Annotated in this window: 19 protein-coding genes; 12 read left to right on the top strand and 7 right to left on the bottom strand. The window is 68.8% G+C overall.

Features of this window, described 5'->3' with window-relative positions; all coding sequences use genetic code 11:
* Nucleotides 1-95, bottom strand: a 95-nt coding sequence (locus DMH01_RS43735; RefSeq protein WP_370323353.1) for a helix-turn-helix domain-containing protein, incomplete at its 3' end; no start/stop codon positions are given.
* 102 nt (nucleotides 96-197) lie between these two features.
* Here DMH01_RS43735 and DMH01_RS20105 point away from each other — a divergent pair.
* From DMH01_RS20105 to DMH01_RS20090, 4 genes are all read left to right on the top strand, one after another.
* Nucleotides 198-1,451, top strand: coding sequence for an HNH endonuclease signature motif containing protein (locus DMH01_RS20105; protein ID WP_125678744.1), 1,254 nt, complete (start codon nucleotides 198-200; stop codon nucleotides 1,449-1,451).
* A 383-nt stretch (nucleotides 1,452-1,834) separates the two neighbouring features.
* The gene (locus DMH01_RS20100) at nucleotides 1,835-2,998 is read left to right on the top strand and encodes an epoxide hydrolase family protein (protein WP_125678743.1); all 1,164 of its coding nucleotides are present in this window, start codon (nucleotides 1,835-1,837) and stop codon (nucleotides 2,996-2,998) included.
* 84 nt (nucleotides 2,999-3,082) lie between these two features.
* Nucleotides 3,083-4,378, top strand: a complete 1,296-nt coding sequence (locus DMH01_RS20095; protein WP_125678742.1) for a choice-of-anchor B family protein — start codon at nucleotides 3,083-3,085, stop codon at nucleotides 4,376-4,378.
* Between the two features lie 13 nt (nucleotides 4,379-4,391).
* Nucleotides 4,392-5,273 carry a hypothetical protein gene (locus tag DMH01_RS20090; RefSeq protein WP_125678741.1) on the top strand — a complete coding sequence of 294 codons (882 nt, stop codon included), beginning with the start codon at nucleotides 4,392-4,394 and terminating at the stop codon, nucleotides 5,271-5,273.
* Nucleotides 5,274-5,283: 10 nt separating this feature from the next.
* Here DMH01_RS20090 and DMH01_RS20085 read toward each other — a convergent pair whose 3' ends face one another.
* Nucleotides 5,284-5,943 (bottom strand): GntR family transcriptional regulator, encoded by a 660-nt coding sequence (locus tag DMH01_RS20085; protein WP_125678740.1) that lies wholly within the window; start codon nucleotides 5,941-5,943, stop codon nucleotides 5,284-5,286.
* Nucleotides 5,944-5,998: 55 nt separating this feature from the next.
* Here DMH01_RS20085 and DMH01_RS20080 point away from each other — a divergent pair, with 55 nt between their 5' ends.
* From DMH01_RS20080 to DMH01_RS20060, 5 genes are all read left to right on the top strand, one after another.
* Nucleotides 5,999-6,994: a YbhB/YbcL family Raf kinase inhibitor-like protein gene (locus tag DMH01_RS20080; RefSeq protein ID WP_125678739.1), complete on the top strand. Its 996-nt coding sequence runs from the start codon at nucleotides 5,999-6,001 to the stop codon at nucleotides 6,992-6,994.
* Nucleotides 6,995-7,012: 18 nt separating this feature from the next.
* Nucleotides 7,013-7,624: a precorrin-3B C(17)-methyltransferase gene (locus DMH01_RS20075; RefSeq protein WP_125678738.1), complete on the top strand. Its 612-nt coding sequence runs from the start codon at nucleotides 7,013-7,015 to the stop codon at nucleotides 7,622-7,624.
* A gap of 71 nt (nucleotides 7,625-7,695) precedes the next feature.
* Nucleotides 7,696-8,751, top strand: coding sequence for an LLM class flavin-dependent oxidoreductase (locus DMH01_RS20070; protein WP_125678737.1), 1,056 nt, complete (start codon nucleotides 7,696-7,698; stop codon nucleotides 8,749-8,751).
* Between the two features lie 10 nt (nucleotides 8,752-8,761).
* Nucleotides 8,762-9,652: an AraC family transcriptional regulator gene (locus DMH01_RS20065; protein WP_125678736.1), complete on the top strand. Its 891-nt coding sequence runs from the start codon at nucleotides 8,762-8,764 to the stop codon at nucleotides 9,650-9,652.
* A 74-nt stretch (nucleotides 9,653-9,726) separates the two neighbouring features.
* The gene (locus DMH01_RS20060) at nucleotides 9,727-10,176 is read left to right on the top strand and encodes an SRPBCC family protein (protein WP_125678849.1); all 450 of its coding nucleotides are present in this window, start codon (nucleotides 9,727-9,729) and stop codon (nucleotides 10,174-10,176) included.
* 7 nt (nucleotides 10,177-10,183) lie between these two features.
* Here the strand turns inward: DMH01_RS20060 and DMH01_RS20055 are convergent, their stop codons facing one another.
* On the bottom strand, nucleotides 10,184-11,146 hold the full coding sequence (locus DMH01_RS20055; RefSeq protein WP_125678735.1) for a M64 family metallopeptidase: 963 nt from the start codon (nucleotides 11,144-11,146) through the stop codon (nucleotides 10,184-10,186).
* A 93-nt stretch (nucleotides 11,147-11,239) separates the two neighbouring features.
* Here DMH01_RS20055 and DMH01_RS20050 point away from each other — a divergent pair, with 93 nt between their 5' ends.
* The 3 genes from DMH01_RS20050 to DMH01_RS20040 all read left to right on the top strand — a co-directional run bounded on the left by DMH01_RS20050 (nucleotide 11,240) and on the right by DMH01_RS20040 (nucleotide 13,327).
* Nucleotides 11,240-12,214, top strand: coding sequence for a LysR family transcriptional regulator (locus tag DMH01_RS20050; RefSeq protein WP_125678734.1), 975 nt, complete (start codon nucleotides 11,240-11,242; stop codon nucleotides 12,212-12,214).
* Nucleotides 12,215-12,288: 74 nt separating this feature from the next.
* Complete coding sequence (locus DMH01_RS20045; protein WP_125678733.1) at nucleotides 12,289-13,041, top strand: trypsin-like serine protease; 753 nt, start codon at nucleotides 12,289-12,291, stop codon at nucleotides 13,039-13,041.
* A gap of 55 nt (nucleotides 13,042-13,096) precedes the next feature.
* A complete protein-coding gene (locus DMH01_RS20040) occupies nucleotides 13,097-13,327 on the top strand; it encodes a hypothetical protein (protein WP_125678732.1) in 231 nt (76 codons plus the stop codon).
* Here the strand turns inward: DMH01_RS20040 and DMH01_RS43570 are convergent.
* The 4 genes from DMH01_RS43570 to DMH01_RS20025 all read right to left on the bottom strand — a co-directional run bounded on the left by DMH01_RS43570 (nucleotide 13,317) and on the right by DMH01_RS20025 (nucleotide 15,916).
* Nucleotides 13,317-13,448 carry a hypothetical protein gene (locus tag DMH01_RS43570; RefSeq protein ID WP_255432080.1) on the bottom strand — a complete coding sequence of 44 codons (132 nt, stop codon included), beginning with the start codon at nucleotides 13,446-13,448 and terminating at the stop codon, nucleotides 13,317-13,319. The two genes, DMH01_RS20040 and DMH01_RS43570, sit on opposite strands and share 11 nt — an antisense overlap.
* Nucleotides 13,449-13,533: 85 nt before the next feature.
* Nucleotides 13,534-14,532: a LuxR C-terminal-related transcriptional regulator gene (locus DMH01_RS20035; RefSeq protein ID WP_125678731.1), complete on the bottom strand. Its 999-nt coding sequence runs from the start codon at nucleotides 14,530-14,532 to the stop codon at nucleotides 13,534-13,536.
* Between the two features lie 62 nt (nucleotides 14,533-14,594).
* The gene (locus DMH01_RS20030) at nucleotides 14,595-15,248 is read right to left on the bottom strand and encodes a trypsin-like serine protease (RefSeq protein WP_125678730.1); all 654 of its coding nucleotides are present in this window, start codon (nucleotides 15,246-15,248) and stop codon (nucleotides 14,595-14,597) included.
* Nucleotides 15,249-15,559: 311 nt separating this feature from the next.
* Complete coding sequence (locus DMH01_RS20025; RefSeq protein ID WP_125678729.1) at nucleotides 15,560-15,916, bottom strand: hypothetical protein; 357 nt, start codon at nucleotides 15,914-15,916, stop codon at nucleotides 15,560-15,562.
* Between the last annotated feature and the right edge of the window lie 198 nt (nucleotides 15,917-16,114).

Below are 16,114 nucleotides of genomic sequence, written 5' to 3'. Positions count from 1 at the left end.
CGGGACACCACCGAATGATCCCGCCCAATCCAGGCCCCAATCTCCCGAAACGACTTCCCCTGCCTCAACCCGAACGCGATCAACTCACGCTCCACCGAACGCAACGGCACACCACGCGACACGAAACACCCCCTCGCTACCCAGAACGATCATTATCCCCGGCCGGTGCACTGACCATCTGAGCCCGAGCTTGAGGGGTGTCCGAGACTTTCCTTCCTGAGTTGCCGCAGGAGTTGTGGCGCGCTGGCAAGCTGGAGCTTGCGCATGGTGTGCAGCAGTCTTTGCAGGTGATTCGGATGGCGACCGCCGGGTTGGGGCGGTTTTTGGCGGAGGTCGAGTCTCGGGGCGTCAAGGACTTGTATGGGTATGGGTCTACTGCTGCCTGGTTCGCGGATGTGGCGGGGTTGTCGCGCGGTGAAGCTGGTCCGGTGGTGAAGCGGGCGATCGCGTTGAACCCGACTCGCGCGTTGGACGGCACCGAGGTTCCCGCCGCGCTGCCCGCCACCGCCGCGGTCGTCGCGGAGGGTTTGGTCGGGGATGAGCGGATCGATCAGATCCTGGAGTTCTTGAAGAGACTCCCGGCCGACACCTCCGCTGAGGACCGTGCCTATGCCGAGAAGACTCTCGCCATCCTCGCTCGCGATGCCGGTCCTCGCCAGTTGGCGGACGCAGAAGCGAACCTCCTGGCCGTGCTCGACCCGGACGGCAAGGAGCCCAAAGACCCCGAACCCCAAGAGCCGCGCCGGGAAATCACCTTGGAGCGCCGCAAGGACGGCTTCTGGAAACTCACCGGTCTGCTCGATGACGAGACCGGGGCCCGGACGGCGGCCGCTCTGGAGGCGTATGCCCAGCCGCGCCCGGTCGATGAGTTCGGGCAAGCCGATCTGCGGATGAAATGCGAGCGCCTGGGTGATGCGTGGGTCGACATCCTGGATCTGGCGATCGCCTGCCCGGACCAGCCCGGCACCAGCGGCTACCGCACCTTGCTGCATGTCACCATCGGACTCGACGAACTCAAGTCGGGTCTGGGGGCCGCCTGCTTGGATTTCGTTGGGACGATGACCGCCCGCGAAGCCCGCTTGGCTGCCTGCGACTGTCTGATGTTGCCGGTCGTGATGAGCGCCGCCGGAGAACCCTTGGATGTGGGACGGCTGCGGCGGTTCGTGACCCCGGGCCAGCGACGTGCATTGAACATCCGGGACGGTGGCTGTGCTTTCCCCGGGTGTCATCGGAAACCGAAGAACTGTCACGCCCATCACATTCATCACTGGGCAGACGGCGGCCCGACGGATCTCCGGAATCTGGTGCTGGTATGCGGTTTTCATCACCGGTTGATTCATCACGGTGACTGGGAAGTGCGGATGGCGGCCGATGGGTTACCGGAGTTCATCCCGCCGCAATACCGAGATCCGCTCCGACAACCCCGCCGCAACACCCTGCATCACCGCTGAACCCGAGGAGCCCGCCAGCCACACCGGCGACGGGCCCCTCGCCATGCCCGGCGCTCCGTGAAGGCCTCCTTACCTACCCTCAGGGTTGGCAAGGAGGCCTTCACTACCTTTGTGACCGCCACGCTCGCCCCAAGCGCAGCAGCGGTCACATCGTTCCGTGAGTGCGAGTGTCATTCTCTCGGTGCCCCCAATGTGGCAGTGGTGCCGTTGAGTGTTCCCGACGCCGCATTGGGGAGGCAGGACACTGGCCTCTCGACGAGACGATCTGAGACCCACCGACGCGGCTCCAGCGTTGCCACGCAGCGGCAACTGCGCAATCCTCGACCGCCGAACCCCAATTCCGAGCATGGGAAACCACCTGACCCGCCCGTAGTTTCGGCGCTGTGCCCGATATCGAACCGTTCACCATCCACGTTCCCGATCGCGAGCTGGCCGATCTCCACGCTCGCCTGGCCAGGGTCCGCCTTCCCGAAACCGAGACGGTTCCCGACGCCACCCAGGGGATCGAGCTGGCCCGGTTGACGGCGTTGCTCCGGGCGTGGCGGGAACACGACTGGCGGGCAAGGGAGATCCGCTGGAACACCATTCCCCACTATCGGACCCGGATCGACGGCCTGGACATCGGGTTCTGGCATGTCCGTTCGCCCGAGCGCACGGCGCTTCCGCTGATCCTGACCCACGGCTGGCCGGGGTCGATCCTCGAATTCGAAAAGGTGATCAGGCCGCTCAGTGATCCGGTGGCCCACGGCGGTTCCGCGAGCGACGCCTTCGACGTGGTCGTGCCTTCGTTGCCGGGTTTCGGTTTCAGCGAACGGCCCAGCGAGCAAGGCTGGCATCCGGGCCGGACCGCCCGGGCTTGGGCCACCCTGATGACCGCGCTCGGCTATCGGCGGTTCGGGGCCCACGGCGGGGATTGGGGTGCCGTCGTCAGCACGGAACTGGCACGCCAGGTTCCCGAACGGGTCGCCGGCCTGCACCTGACGATGCCTTCGGCGTCACCGTTGCCGGAGGACCGGGCGGCGCCGAGCGCACCTGAACGACGCATGCTGGATCGGCGTGACCTGCACCTGTCCGACGGATACGGCTTCGGAATGCTCATGGGCACGCGCCCGCAGACGCTCGGCTACTCCCTGCTCGATTCGCCGTCGGGGCTCGCGGCCTGGCTCGGCGAGAAGTTCGCCGCCTACGCCGACGACCGGCCGGAGTACGGCGGCGGGGTGAGCTTGGCGGAGCAGGTCGACAACATCGCGCTGTACTGGCTGACCGGCACCGGCGCTTCGAGTGCTCGCTGGTACTGGGAGGCGATGCGGTGGGTGCCGCGCAGCGCGGAGGAGGAGAACGCGCTGCCGGTGACCGTGCCCACCGCCGTGTCGCTCTTCCCCGCCGACCCGTGGCCGACCGCGCGACGCTGGGCGGAGCGCCGCTACCGGAACCTGCACCGGTGGACCGAACTCGACCGCGGCGGGCATTTCCCGGGACTGGAGCAACCGGGCCTGCTGGTCTCCGAGATCAGGGAAGCCTTTCGGGATCTCCCGGTAAACGGTTAAAAACCCCCGACGTTCGGGGGGATACACCGGGAGTGGGTGCTCTTAACGTCGGAAGCCGACCGAAACCCGGTGAGGAGTACGGCTATGAAGCTCGTGCGCATGATGGGGATGGCCGTCCTGACGGCCTCCGCGTTGGTGTTTTCGATGACGGCGGCGTCCGCGCACGATCCCGAGACGGCGGAGGGACAGGCCGCGGCCCGGACCTTCCTGGCCGACCACGTCCCGGCGGAGCGGCACGCCGTCACCGGCACCGCGGCGGGGGTTCCGTGCGTCAACGGCATGGCCGACAAATACCCGTGCAAGAACGTGGACCTGCTCAGCGTGCTTCCGTTGTCCGGCCTCGGCGGCGGGAACGGCAACGACATCTGGGGCTGGACCGACCCGTCGTCCGGCAAGGAATACGCCATCGTCGGGCGGACCAACGGCACCGCGTTCGTCGACCTGAGCGTCCCGACCTCGCCCAAGTTCCTCGGCAACCTGCCCTCCAACGGCGGCAGCAGCTCGTGGCGGGACATGAAGGTGTACAAGAACCACGCGTTCATCGTGGCCGACTTCATCACCGGGCACGGGATGCAGGTGTTCGACCTGACCAGGCTGCGCACCGTCACCACACCGCAGACCTTCACCGCCGACGCGCTGTACCGGGAATTCGGTCCCGCGCACAACATCGCCATCAACGAGGAGACCGGTTTCGCCTACGTGATCGGCTCCAACACGTGCAGCGGCGGCCCGCATGTCGTCAACATCCAGAACCCGAAGGCACCGGCCAAGGCGGGCTGCGTGTCGCAGGACGGCTACACCCACGACACGCAGTGCGTCGTCTACCGCGGACCGGACACGGCCTACCGCGGCCGGGAAATCTGCTTCAACGCCAATGAGGACACGCTGACCATCGTCGACGTCACCGACAAGGCCAGGCCGGTCCAGATCTCGCGCAAGGGCTATTCGGGCGCGCAGTACTCGCACCAGGGCTGGCTGACCGGCGACCAGCGCTACTTCCTGCTCGACGACGAACTGGACGAGTCCCGCGGCACGGACAAGCGCACCAAGACCTACGTCTGGGATCTGGCGAAGCTGTCCGCCCCCGTGCACACCGGCGTCTACAGTTCGCCCGCCACCGCGATCGACCACAACCAGTACATCAAGGGCCAGTACTCCTACCAGGCGAACTACCAGGCCGGTCTCCGCATCCTGGACGTCAGCGGCGTCGCTTCGGCGCGGTTGTCCGAGGTCGGCTACTTCGACATCTACCCGGCGGGCAACGCGGCGAGTTTCAACGGCGCGTGGAGCAACTACCCGTACTTCTCCAGCGGCATCGTCATCGTGAACGGCATCGAACAGGGCCTGGTCGTGGTGAAGCCGAACCTCGGCGGCAAGTGACCGGAGGGCAGGCGTGCGCAAGCCCCGGTTGACGGATTGGTTGTTCCTCGCGCTGGCGCTGGTGATCGGCGTGGCCGCGGTGTTCGTCGCGCTTCGGCCGACGCCCGGCTCCGCGCACTCTGCCCACCAGCAGCCCGTCGTGACGGCGGATCTGCTTCCCGCCGCGCACAGCGACGGGCTGTCGGAGGCGGAAAGCGGGTACCGGTTCGAGAGGGTGACCACGCCGGCCGTCCGGGGTCCCGAGGTGCCGGTCGCGTTCCGGATCCTCGGGCCCGACGGGCGGCCGGTCACCCGCTTCCTGGACAACCAGACCAAACAGATGCACTTCTTCGCCGTGCGCGACGACATGAACGTCTTCCAGCACGTGCACCCGGCGCTGGTCGGCGACACCTGGCACACGAGCCTCGCGCTGACCGACGGCGGCGCCTACCGGATGTTCGCCGAGTTCGTCCCGCTCGACACCAAGGATCCGAAGCATCCGGTGGTGCTCGGTGTCCCGTTCACCGTGCCGGGTGACACCACCTTCGTGCCGGTGCCCGCTCCGGCGGGCGACACCGTGACGTCCACCGGATACCGCGTGGCGCGGGTGGACGGGGAGGCCCGGATCCCGGCGATGCGGGCGCAGGTCCTCCGTTTCGCCCTCCGCGGCCCCGACGGCGCGCTCGTCACCGCGGTCGACCCGCATCTGGGCGCCAACGGCCATATGACCGGATTCCACACCATGCTGTTGTCGGCCACGCATCTGCATCCGGTGCAGCCGCTCGGCGCGGCGCTCGTCGACGGCGAGCTGACCTTCCACTCGCTGTTCTCGGAACGCGGGGAGTACCGGCTGTTCCTCGAATTCTCCCACGGCGGGCGGGTGCACACGGCGGCCATCACGGTCGCGGTCGGCTGACCGCACCGGCTTACGGCTTCTCGGTCAACGCTTCCGCGGTCAGGGTGAGATGCCGGGTCAGCGCCTCGGCCGCCGCGTCGGCGTCGCGGGCCAACGCGGTCTCCTCCAGCAGGCGATGTTCGGCGAGATGGTCGCGGCCGGGGGAGCGCCGCGCGGCCCAGCGGCGGGCGAGTTCGCTCGCGGTCCACATCCGGTCGAAGGTCTCCAGCAGGACTGGGTTTCCGCAGCCGTCCAGCAAGGTCCGGTGGAAGACGCGGTGGGCTTCGGACCACGCGCCGCTGACGTGCTCGCCTTCGCCGTCATCGAACGGCGGTGTCCGGCTCAACCGATGATGGGCGGCGCGAACGCGCCCCTCCCAGTCGAGGTCGCCGCGTTCGACGGAGAGGCGCAGCACGAGCGGTTCGATCGTCCGGCGGGCCTCCGTGATCTCCTGCCAACGACGGTCGGAGAAGGCCGGGACGGCGAACCCGCGGTTGGGGAGCCGGTCGGCGAGGCCGTCGCCGACCACGCGCACGAGGGCTTCGCGGACGACCGCCAGGCTCACGCCGTGGTCCTTGGCGAGGTCCTGCGGTTTGAGCGGGGCGCCGGGGGCGTGGTCGCCGCGCATGATCGCGTCCCGCAGGCGGAGGTACACCTGCTCGGAGAGCATCTGCTTGTCCGGTGAAGCCATCCGTGAAGTATAGACAAACCCAAAGATAATCGATTATCTGTGTTATGGTCGATTTATGAACGATCCCTTCGCCCGGCTGCCTGAGGCGGCCTCCTTCACCATCACCAGCACTTCTGTCGCCGACGGCGCCGCCTGGTCACCCGATCAGCTGGCCGGAAAGGACGTCTCGCCGCACCTGAGCTGGAGCGGCGCCCCGCGCGGCACGAAGAGCTACGCCGTCACCGTCTACGACCCCGACGCCCCGACCGGCTCCGGTTTCTGGCACTGGGCGGTCGCCGACATCCCCGCCGCCGTCACGGAGCTGCCCGAAGGCGCTGGCGACGACAGTGGCTCCGGCCTTCCCGAAGGCGCATTCCAGGTGCCCAACGACGCCCGTCTGGCCCGTTTCCTCGGTGCCGCGCCGCCTGCCGGGCACGGCGTGCACCGCTACTTCGTCGTGGTGCACGCGCTCGACGTCGAGTCGCTCGGCGTCCCGGCCGACTGCACGCCGGCGTTCCTCGGCTTCACCATCTCCCAGCATGTACTCGGTCGCGCGGTCCTGGTCGCCACGGCGGAAACCCCAGGCCCAGAACGCATCGAGGTCTCCCGGCTCATCCCGGCCCCCGCGGACGCGATCTTCGGCGTCTTGAGCGACCCGAAGGGCCATGTCGACATCGACGCGTCGGGAATGCTCCTCGATGCGGAAGGCGATCCGGTCGAGCGGGCGGGTGATCGGTTCGTGGTGCACATGGACCGGGAAGCGCTCGGGGACGTGCCCTTGGGCAAGTACGACGTCGAGGTCGTCATCACCACCCTCGTCCCGGGCGAGGAGATCGCCTGGACCGTCGAAGGCCGGGTCCGGCCGCATGCCCGGCACATCTACGGCTACCGGCTGGAGCCCGCCGAGGGCGGCACGCTGGTGACGTCGTACTACGACTGGTCGGAGGTCGGCGACGAGTGGAAGGAGCGCATCACGTTCCCCGTGGTCCCGGAGTCCGCGCTCAAGGCCACGCTCGGAATTCTCGAGCGGACCGTGCGGCGTCGAGGCGTTTTGCCCACGCACGGGCGGTGAACACGACAGAATGCGTCCGTGCGGAACATCCTGATAGCGCTCTCCCTCGTCCTGTTCGGTGTCACCGGATGCCAGGGCGGGGTTTCCGGCCAAGCCGAGCCCGAAGGCGACAGTTTCGCGATCAAGGACGGGTCGCGGCTGCGGTTCCGCCCGGTCTTGGCGGAGCTGCCACCTGGTCCGGCGACGGGCGCGGCGACCGACCGGCAGAGCACCGATCCCGCCGGACAGCAGGCCGCCGCGGCGGCACTGGACTGCTCGGAGGGAACAGATCCGCTGGACGGCCGCGACGATCCGGCACTCCCGCTGGTCAGTTGTGACCGCGTGCAGGGCACCAAATACCTGCTCGGCCCGGCCTTCCTCACCGGGGCTGACCTCAGCCAGGCGAAGGCATTGCTCGATTCGCAGTCGGGTGGCCCGCTCGTCGGGCTGAGTTTCACCGACGCGGGCGCGCGGACGTGGGCCGACTGGACCGCGGCGAACGTCGGCAAGCAGGTCGCGATGGTGCTGAAGAGCCGGGTGCTGACCGCGCCGATGATCCAGTCCGCCATCACCGGCGGGGATACCCAGATCAACGGCAAGTTCACCATGTCCGACGCCCGTCAGCTGGCGCGGGACATCGCCGGCGCCTGAGCACCCGGGAAGGCGCGGAATACGATCACGCGACCCGACGTTTGAGCGTTCAACTACTTGAGGAGTTGGACATGGGTTACGAGATCCTGGGCACCCCGCAGGCGCCGACCTTCGGCCTGGACACGTTCGGCGACGTCGAGAACGGCGCCGACGGCCAGCCGGTGAGCCAGGCCGAAGCCATCCGCCAGGTCGTGGCCGAGGGCGTCCTCGCCGACCAGGTGGGCGTGGACTACTTCGGTGTCGGCGAACATCACCGCGCGGAGATGGCGGTGTCCTCACCGGACGTCGTGCTGGCCGCGATCGCGGGGCAGACCGGACGGATCCGGCTGGGCACGGCGGTCACGGTGCTCAGTTCGGACGACCCGGTGCGCGTGTACGAGCGGTTCGCCACGCTGGACGCCGTTTCGCGCGGGCGCGCCGAGGTCACGCTCGGCCGGGGCTCGTTCACCGAGTCGTTCCCGTTGTTCGGGTACTCGCTGGAGGACTACGAAGCGCTCTTCGCCGAGAAGCTCGACCTCTTCACGCATCTGCAAGGGGAGAAGCCGGTCGACTGGTCCGGGACCGTCCGCCCCGCGCTGGAAGGGGCGCAGGCCTTCCCGGTCACCGAATCGGGCAGCCTGCCCGCGTGGGTCGGGGTCGGCGGCACCCCGCAGTCGGTGGTCCGCGCGGCCGCGTACGGCCTGCCGCTGGTGATGGCCGTGATCGGTGGATCGCCGGAGCGGTTCACCCCGCTCGCGGATCTGTACCGGCGCGCGGTGAAGGAGGCGGGCCACCAGGAGCTGCCGATCTCGATGCACAGCCCCGGCCACGTCGCCGAGACCGACGAACTCGCCGTCGCCCAGCACTTCTCGCATCACCAGGCCGCTTTCGCCAAGATCGGCGCCGAACGAGGCTGGGGACCGATGTCCCGAGCCGACTACGACGCCATGGCCGGTCCGCGCGGCGCGCTCTTCGTCGGCTCACCGGAAACCGTCGCGCAGAAGATCGCGTGGGCGGTGCGGACCCTCGGCCTGTCGCGATTCCAGCTCAAATACAGCGTCGGCTCGCTTCCGCACGAGCAGCGCCTGAACTCGATCCGGCTTTACGGCGAGCAGGTCGTCCCCCGCGTGAAGGAGCTGCTCGGCTAGCCTCGAAGGCGTGGTGTTCGATTCCGCGCGATTCGACCTTCAGCCGTACACCGGTTTCGACATGTCCCGCTATGTCCGGCGGACGTATTGCAGCTGGGAGGATTCCGGCTGGGAGTCGCTGCTCGTCCAGCGCTTCGACCACGTTCCCGTCGCCGAGGACATGCGGCTGCCCGGCGTCGCGGATCTGCATCTGGTCCTGCCGCTTTCGGGGCGGGCGGTGATGGAGACCCGCGGTGAAGGCCGGTGGAACCGGCACCAGTGGGGGCCGGGACGGCTCGAACTCGCCGTTCCCGGCCTGCCGCTGCAGCGCCGCTACCGCGGTGACGAAACGATGCGAAGCCTGCAGGTGCACATCCCGGGCACCACGGTGGAGTCGGTGGCCGCCCGGCTGGGCGGCCGCGCGGTGGACCACGAGGCGATGGCCGCGTCCGTGGCCGGGGGAGACCCGCTGCTCGACGAGCTGGTCCGGGCGGTCGGGAACGCCGGGGAACAGGACGACCTCTACGCCGAATCCGCGGCCGCCTTCCTCGCCGTGCACCTGCTCACCCGCCACGCGCGGAAACCGGAGCCGCCGGACGCGGGCCGGGAGGACCACCGGGTCCGCGCCGCGGTGGCGATGATGCGAGACCGGCTGGCCGAACCACTCACCGTCGCCGAAATCGCCGGGGAAGTGCATTTGAGCGTCTACCACTTCATCCGGGTCTTCAAGGAAAAGACCGGCAAGACCCCGCACCGTTTTCTCGGCGGGCTGCGGATAGCGGAAGCGCGAAGGCTGCTGCGCGACACCGATCTCCCGATCGCCGGGATCGCCGGTAGGTGCGGGTTCGCCACTCCGGGCGCCTTGTCGGCCGCTTTCCTGAAGCACACCGGATCGCGTCCGTCGGAGTACCGCAATTCCTGATCGTCGCCCCGCAATCGGGCGCATGGTGACGCCGCCCGCCCGTTCCTAGGGTCAGACGGGTGAGTAGCTCTGGAATGCAGTCGTACGACGTCACCGCCGAATCGACGGCGCCGCCCGCCGCGGTGTGGGCACTGTTGCTGGACGCCCGCAGCTGGCCGGTCTGGTCACGGGTGGGTTCACTGGAAGTCGCCGCGTCGCAAGGACTTTCCGCCGAGGGACGCGACGGCGTCGGCGCGGTGCGCGCCTTCCGCACCGGCAAGACGGTCACCAAGGAGCGGATCACCGACCTCGACCCCGAACGACGATTCGCCTACGAGGGCGTGGACGTCCCGGTCATGCTCGACTACCAGGCCTCGGTCGATCTGTGCGAAACACTCGGAGGTGGAACCCGGATCCGCTGGCACGGCACGTATCGCGTCGGCAAGGGCAACGCGTGGATCTTCCGCTGGTACCTCCGCCGCTTCATGCGCGACATGGCGACCGGGCTCGCCGGTCACGCCGGGAGCCCGGTCAAGAGGCCGTGACGAGGAATCAGTGCCGATGGGCGGCTTCGCGGTGGAAGCCCGCGATCATCGCTTCGGTGCTTGGCGGGTTGAAGGGCTGCCCCAGGGTGCGCATGAGCGAGTTCACGCTGGGGCGGTACATCCCGGTCTTGCAGTAGCGGGATCCCTCGAAGACGCCGACCGTGCCGCCGTCGGGGGAGGGCTTGCCGAGCCAGGTGTACCACTTGGCCCGGCGGTCCTTCATCTGCTGGGCCGTGAGCGCGGAAGCGTTGGGCTCCCGGGGTTCGCGGGTGTCGCAGGTGCCGTAGTCGTATTCGTCGGCGAGCCCGCCGATGGAGTGCCCGAGTTCGTGGGCGACGATCTGACTGGCCTGGATGTTGCCGCCCGAAGAGGTCGCGACCCCGCCGCCGGCGCCGCCGTACTTCGTCGTGTTCGCCAGCATGATGACCTGGTCGACGTCCGGTGCGGCCGCGGCGTACTGGTTCGCCTTGGTTTCGTTGACGCACAACAGCCGTTCGATGCCGCCGCACCAGAAGTACGAGCCCAGCGCGGTGTTGCGCCGCACCCCCTGGGTGGGGTCGTTGGTGATGCCGGACTGCGGTGACACCACGTCGACCTGCCAGAGGTTGAACTGCTTGCGGTAGCTCTTGTACGGCTCGATGGCGAACAGCGCCGCGATGCTGTTGCGGACGTGCTGCGAGTACGTGCCGAGCTGCGTCGAGGTGTAGCCGTCACCGACGAAGACCAGGTCGAAGGTGGTCTCGCTGGGACCGTTGGTTTCGATCGGGGTCACCGCGGCGGCGCTCGCGATCTGCTGCGGCGCGGCGGATCTGTCCGAAGCGGGCCGGGTGACGTTCACCCGGGTGATGGTCCCTCCTGGTTCGAAGGCCTCCATCGACGTCGTGAATCCGGGCGCCGCCGACGCCGTCGCGGGAACGAGCCCGGCGACGAGGGTGGCGGTCAGCGCGACCATCAGGCAGGCGCGTCGCATGCGTACTCCTTGCGGGGACGAGGGGGAGTACGAAAAACGATCCCGACTTTCGACGGCTTCCGGCACATCCCAAGTGGCCATAAGGTCCGCGTGATGGACGTCGAGTTACGTCACCTGCGAGTGGTGTGCGCCGTCGCCGACGCGGGCAGCATCACGCGCGCGGCGATCGGGATCGGGAGCACCCAGCCCGCGCTGACCGCCGCCGTTCAGCGGATCGAGCGCGCGTTCGGGGGAACCTTGTTCGTCCGCGGGCGGGACGGGGTCTTCCCGACGGCGTTCGGTGAATGCGTGCTCGTCCGGGCCCGTGCCGTCCTCGCCGCGGCGGACACCATGCACCGGGACGCGGCGCGTTTCCTGGCGGAAGGCGAGAAACGCCCTGTCGCGCTGGGTGGGATCGGCGGTTCGATGGTGGTCGAACTGGCGGACCGGCTCGGTGATTCCGGCCGGGGGCAAGCGGTTTCGGTGACCACCGAGTTCTCGCCGTTGCGGTTGCTGGATCTCGTGGCAGGCGGGCAACTCGACGCCGCCGTGGTCGCCGACTATCCCGGGCACAGCCTGCCGTCGGCCCCCGGGGTGGCGTCACGGCCCTTGGCCACGCAACCGGTGTTCGTGGCGATCGCCGCGGACCATCCGGCCGCCGGCCGCGCCGAGATCGACCTCGCCGACCTGGCCGCGGAGCGGTGGGTGCTCGGGCCGTCCGACGGTGCCGGCTGGCCGGAGTGCTTCGAGGAGGCCTGTGCCCGCGCGGGGTTCCGGCCGCAGGTGGCGCACCGGAGCACCGAGTTGCGGCCCCTGCAACGCCTGATCGCCGCGGGCCGGGCGATTTCCCCGTGCCAGGTCACCTTTCCCGCCTCACCCGGGATCGTGATCCGGCCCCTCGCGGAGGATCCGCTGTGGATGCGGTACCTGATCGCCTGGAGCACGGAAGGTGCCTTCGGCGCGGACAGCGACGTCTTGATCGCCGCGGCCGAGGCGGCCTACCGGTCCGACACCGAAAGCAGCCACCCCTATCGCCACTGGCTCGCCCGTCGTGGTGAACCGGTCGGCGGGCGGCGTGCCATCGGGTGACACCTGGTCAGGGAATTCCCCTTGTCGCGCAGGGGTCTTAGCCTCGGATCACCTCATCGACGAAGGGTAAGAAATTGCGTCTGCGCGCCCTGCTGGCCGCTGCTGTCCTGACCATCACCACCGCTCCGGCCGCGTTCGCCGCGCCGGACGTCGCCCACGGCACCGATGTCCCACCAGGGCAGTTCGGGTTCGTCGCGAAGATCGCGATGACGAAGATCCCCCGCCCGGACGGCTCGACCTACAGCAGTTACTGCACGGGTGCGCTGGTCGCGCCCGGCTGGGTCGCCACCACCGGGCACTGCTTCCACGACGCGCACCGCAAGCGCGTGGCGGGCAAGGTGCCGTATCCGACGACGGTGACGCTGGGCCTCGTCGACGAGGCGATCGAATCAGGCGTGGCCCGCAAGGCGACCGAAGTGCTGCAGGCGAAGGAAAACGACGTCGCCCTCATCAAACTGGACACCCCGGTGACGACGGTGACCCCGCTGACGGTGAACCGGGCGCTCCCGAAGATCGGCCAGCAGCTGACGCTGGCGGGCTGGGGCAGCCTGACCGCCAAGAACCCCGCTCCGGCCACCCGGATGCAGCAAGGCACGGTCCAGGTGGCGACGGTGGCCCCGACGACGATCGGTGTCCGCGGCGCTGCGCCCTCGATCACGACCAGTGCCTGCACCTACGACTCGGGCGCGCCGTACTTCGTCCCGGAAGGCAAGGCCGGCACCTTGGTCTCGCTGGAGGCCACCGGGCCGGACTGCCCGCACGCCGGGATCGAGACGACCTCGCGCGCGGACGTCATCGCGGACTGGATCGCCACCCGGACGGGCTAACGGGCCGTTTCGTCCGGCGGCGGACCGGGTAGTGGCGTGAGCAGGAGGTACTGCGATGACGACTGCTCGAATGACCGCGCCTCCGGCGCCGCCGAACCCCATGCCGCCGGACCCCGGCGTCCCCGACCCCGGGATTCCCGAACCCGTGCCGGACCCGGGCAGGCCGGAGCCGGTACCGGATCCCGGGGTACCCGAACGGGTCCCCGATCCGGGGCCGGACCGCCCGGTTCCGGAACCCGAGAGCCCGCCGGAAGCCCAGCCGGGCCCGGCGGGACTCAGAGGGTGAACGCGAGCCAGAGTGCGAGCCAGGCGCAGGCCGCGACCGCGACGACGACCGCGATCACCCGCAGGCCGGCGGTGGCGATCCGGAGCGACGCGGTGCCGGTGTGGTGTCGGTGATTCCCCATGATTCCGCCCTCCTTCCAAGATCACCATCCGCTTTCGGCGCCTTCGCCGCTACCCGGGTGACCCCGTCCGGGTGAGCGGGGTTTCTCAGAGCCAGTCGTTGTGGGCGGCGAAGATCCCCAGCTGGAACCGGCTGGACACACCCGCGCGGTCCATCAGGTTTTCGAGATAGCGGAACAGGGTTCGCCTGCTGACGCCGAGTCCGGCGGCGATCTCGTCGTCCTTGCGCCCGGCGGCGAGCAGAAGCAGCAGTTCCCGTTCGACCGGCCGGATCGGCTGCTCGGACGTCCGTCCATGCCGGTCGAGCGGAAGCGCGGCCGCCCAGGAGGTTTCGAACAGCCCCTCCAGCGCGGAGAAAAGGCTGCAGGGACGCACGATGACGATGGACTGGTTGCGATCGGCCTCGCGGATGGTCAGCGCGATGGTCGCCGCCCGGTCGTCGAACAGCGTCAGTTTCACCGGGAGTTCGGGCAGCAGACGGGCCTGTTCTCCGGCGCGCAGGCACGGCAGGATGTTCGCGGCGAGATAGCCGGGGTCGCCGAGCGACGCTCCACTGTAGACACAACGGTAGGTGATCCCGCGCCGTAGTTGCTCCTCCTCCAGGAGATTCCGGCGTCCGCCGGTGAAGTAGGGCGGGGAGTCGAGGCGGCGCACCTGGTGGCGCACCGTGGTCGCGAGGTGCTGAAGCCGGGGGATGATGGCGTCGCCGGTGACCACTTCGAGCAGGTCTTGCGCGTTCGGCATCCCCGAATGCGCGCGCCGGAAAGCACGGTACGCGGACTGGACCGCGAGCCGCGCGTCGTGCAGTTCGGCCTGCCGTCGCGTGGTCAGCGCCGTCAGCGCTTCGCTGGGATTCGCGGGGAGGTATTCGGCGCCGTCCACTCCGGACGACACCGCGAGCCCGGCGTCGGCCAGTTCCTTCAGTGCCAGCTGGACGGTCTCCGCGTCGTCCTCCCGCCAGGCCAGCTCCCCGGCGGTGACGGGCGCGCTTTCGAGCATCCGCCGGTAGATCCGGGCGGCGGTCTCGCCGAGACCCAGCCTGGCCAGCTGCGCGCCGAGCCCGTCCGGGGGAGTCGTCGATACCACTTTCCACCTGCCTCTCAGCGGTCCGGGAGCGGTGGCGCCACCGCTCCCGGACCGGGTCGGGCCTAGACGCCCGAGGTGTCGCGGATCCAGGTGCGGTTCGCCGAGATGCTGGTGTGTGTCGAGGTGTCCACCTTGTTGCCGGCGATGTGCACGCCGACCTGCTTGCCGCCGACGAAGACCGGACCACCCGAGTCGCCGCCGTTGGTCAGCCCGTCGCCGCGGCGGGCCTTGATCAGTCCACTCCCGACACTGATCACCGTCATCCTGGCGACCTTGAGGTAACGCTGCAGGTCACCGTCTTCGTTGTAGCCCCAGCCGTAAACGTGTTCGGTGTCGCCGACGGCGACCGAAGTACCGAGGGACGCGTACGTCGTGCTCACCGAGCGGTCGAGCCTCAGCAGCGCGATGTCGGCGCCGCTGGAGGGCGTGTAGATGTCGGTCACCACGGCGTAGGTTCCGGCCCGATGATCGACGTCGCCCACCCGGACGGAGTAATCGGCGCCGGGTTCGTCGACGCAGTGCTCGGCCGTGAGCACCCAGCGGGCGCTGATGATCGAACCGGAGCACCACTGGCTGCCGTTCTGTTCGATCATGGCGGCCCACGGGCCGGACTGCGCGTATTCGCCGTCGATGATGGGGGCCGCGACGGCGGCGGGCGCGACCGTCGTGAGCCCGGCCGCGCACAGCAGGGCGGTGAGGAGACCTCGGATGCGCATGGGTGCCTTCCAATGCAGGGGAATCAGGGAAAGGAATCGACGGGTCACCCGTTTCGCGGACGCGACGGATCGCCAGGGATCGCCCGGCCGGATCCGAAATCGGTTTCCCATGCTAGGCAGGCGGATACGGCGGTAGATAGCGACTAAAGACGGGAGAAGACCACGCCGGGTGGCACCGGACCTGGGCTTTCGGCACGAGAGTGCCGGTGGCACCGATGTGTCACAGGGGAGTGGGGAGGTGCTCTCAGGGGTGTCGCGAAAGTGGCTTTCGCGACAAGGAGGCCTTCACGGACTTGCGAGCTACCCCGCGCTCATCGACGGCGGCGTTTTCCGGGGGGCCTGGCGTCGAGCAGTTCCTCGGCGAGCAGGATCGTCCGCTCCGACAGCGTGGCGGACAAGCGCTCGACCGACCCGCCGATCCGGCCGGCCTCCCGGCGCACGCCCTCGCCAGCGGGCACGTTGTGTCGCTCGGCGAGGCCCGCGAGCCTGTTTCCGGAGACCAGGACCAGATCGGCGAGCCGCTCGCCCAGTTCGGTCAGCCGGTTCGCCGTCCGGCCCGCTCGGTGCGCCACGAGGTCTTCGGTCTCCCGTCGCAGCTCCCGGACCGCGGACCTCGACTCGTTCGTCGTCCCGGTGAGTGCGGACCTCAAGGTTTTCGTCACGTCCATCAGGGATCGACCTCCACGCGGCTAGCCTGGATTTGAGTGTACAGCCGTACTCCGTATCGAAGGAATACGCGAGCTCATATTCTGTTGCAAGAAACAAAAATGGTGAAACTGGGAGAACGTCCGTAAGCACAAAAGGGTGCCGGAGCGGGCCGCGGTCGATGGCAGTCGAAAAATTTCGGGAATGTGTCTACTTCTTGC

Source organism: Amycolatopsis sp. WAC 04182, assembly GCF_003947465.1.
Taxonomy (GTDB): domain Bacteria; phylum Actinomycetota; class Actinomycetes; order Mycobacteriales; family Pseudonocardiaceae; genus Amycolatopsis.
Note: the sequence above shows the minus strand (reverse complement) of the source record. Positions and strands in the feature narration are given on the sequence as shown.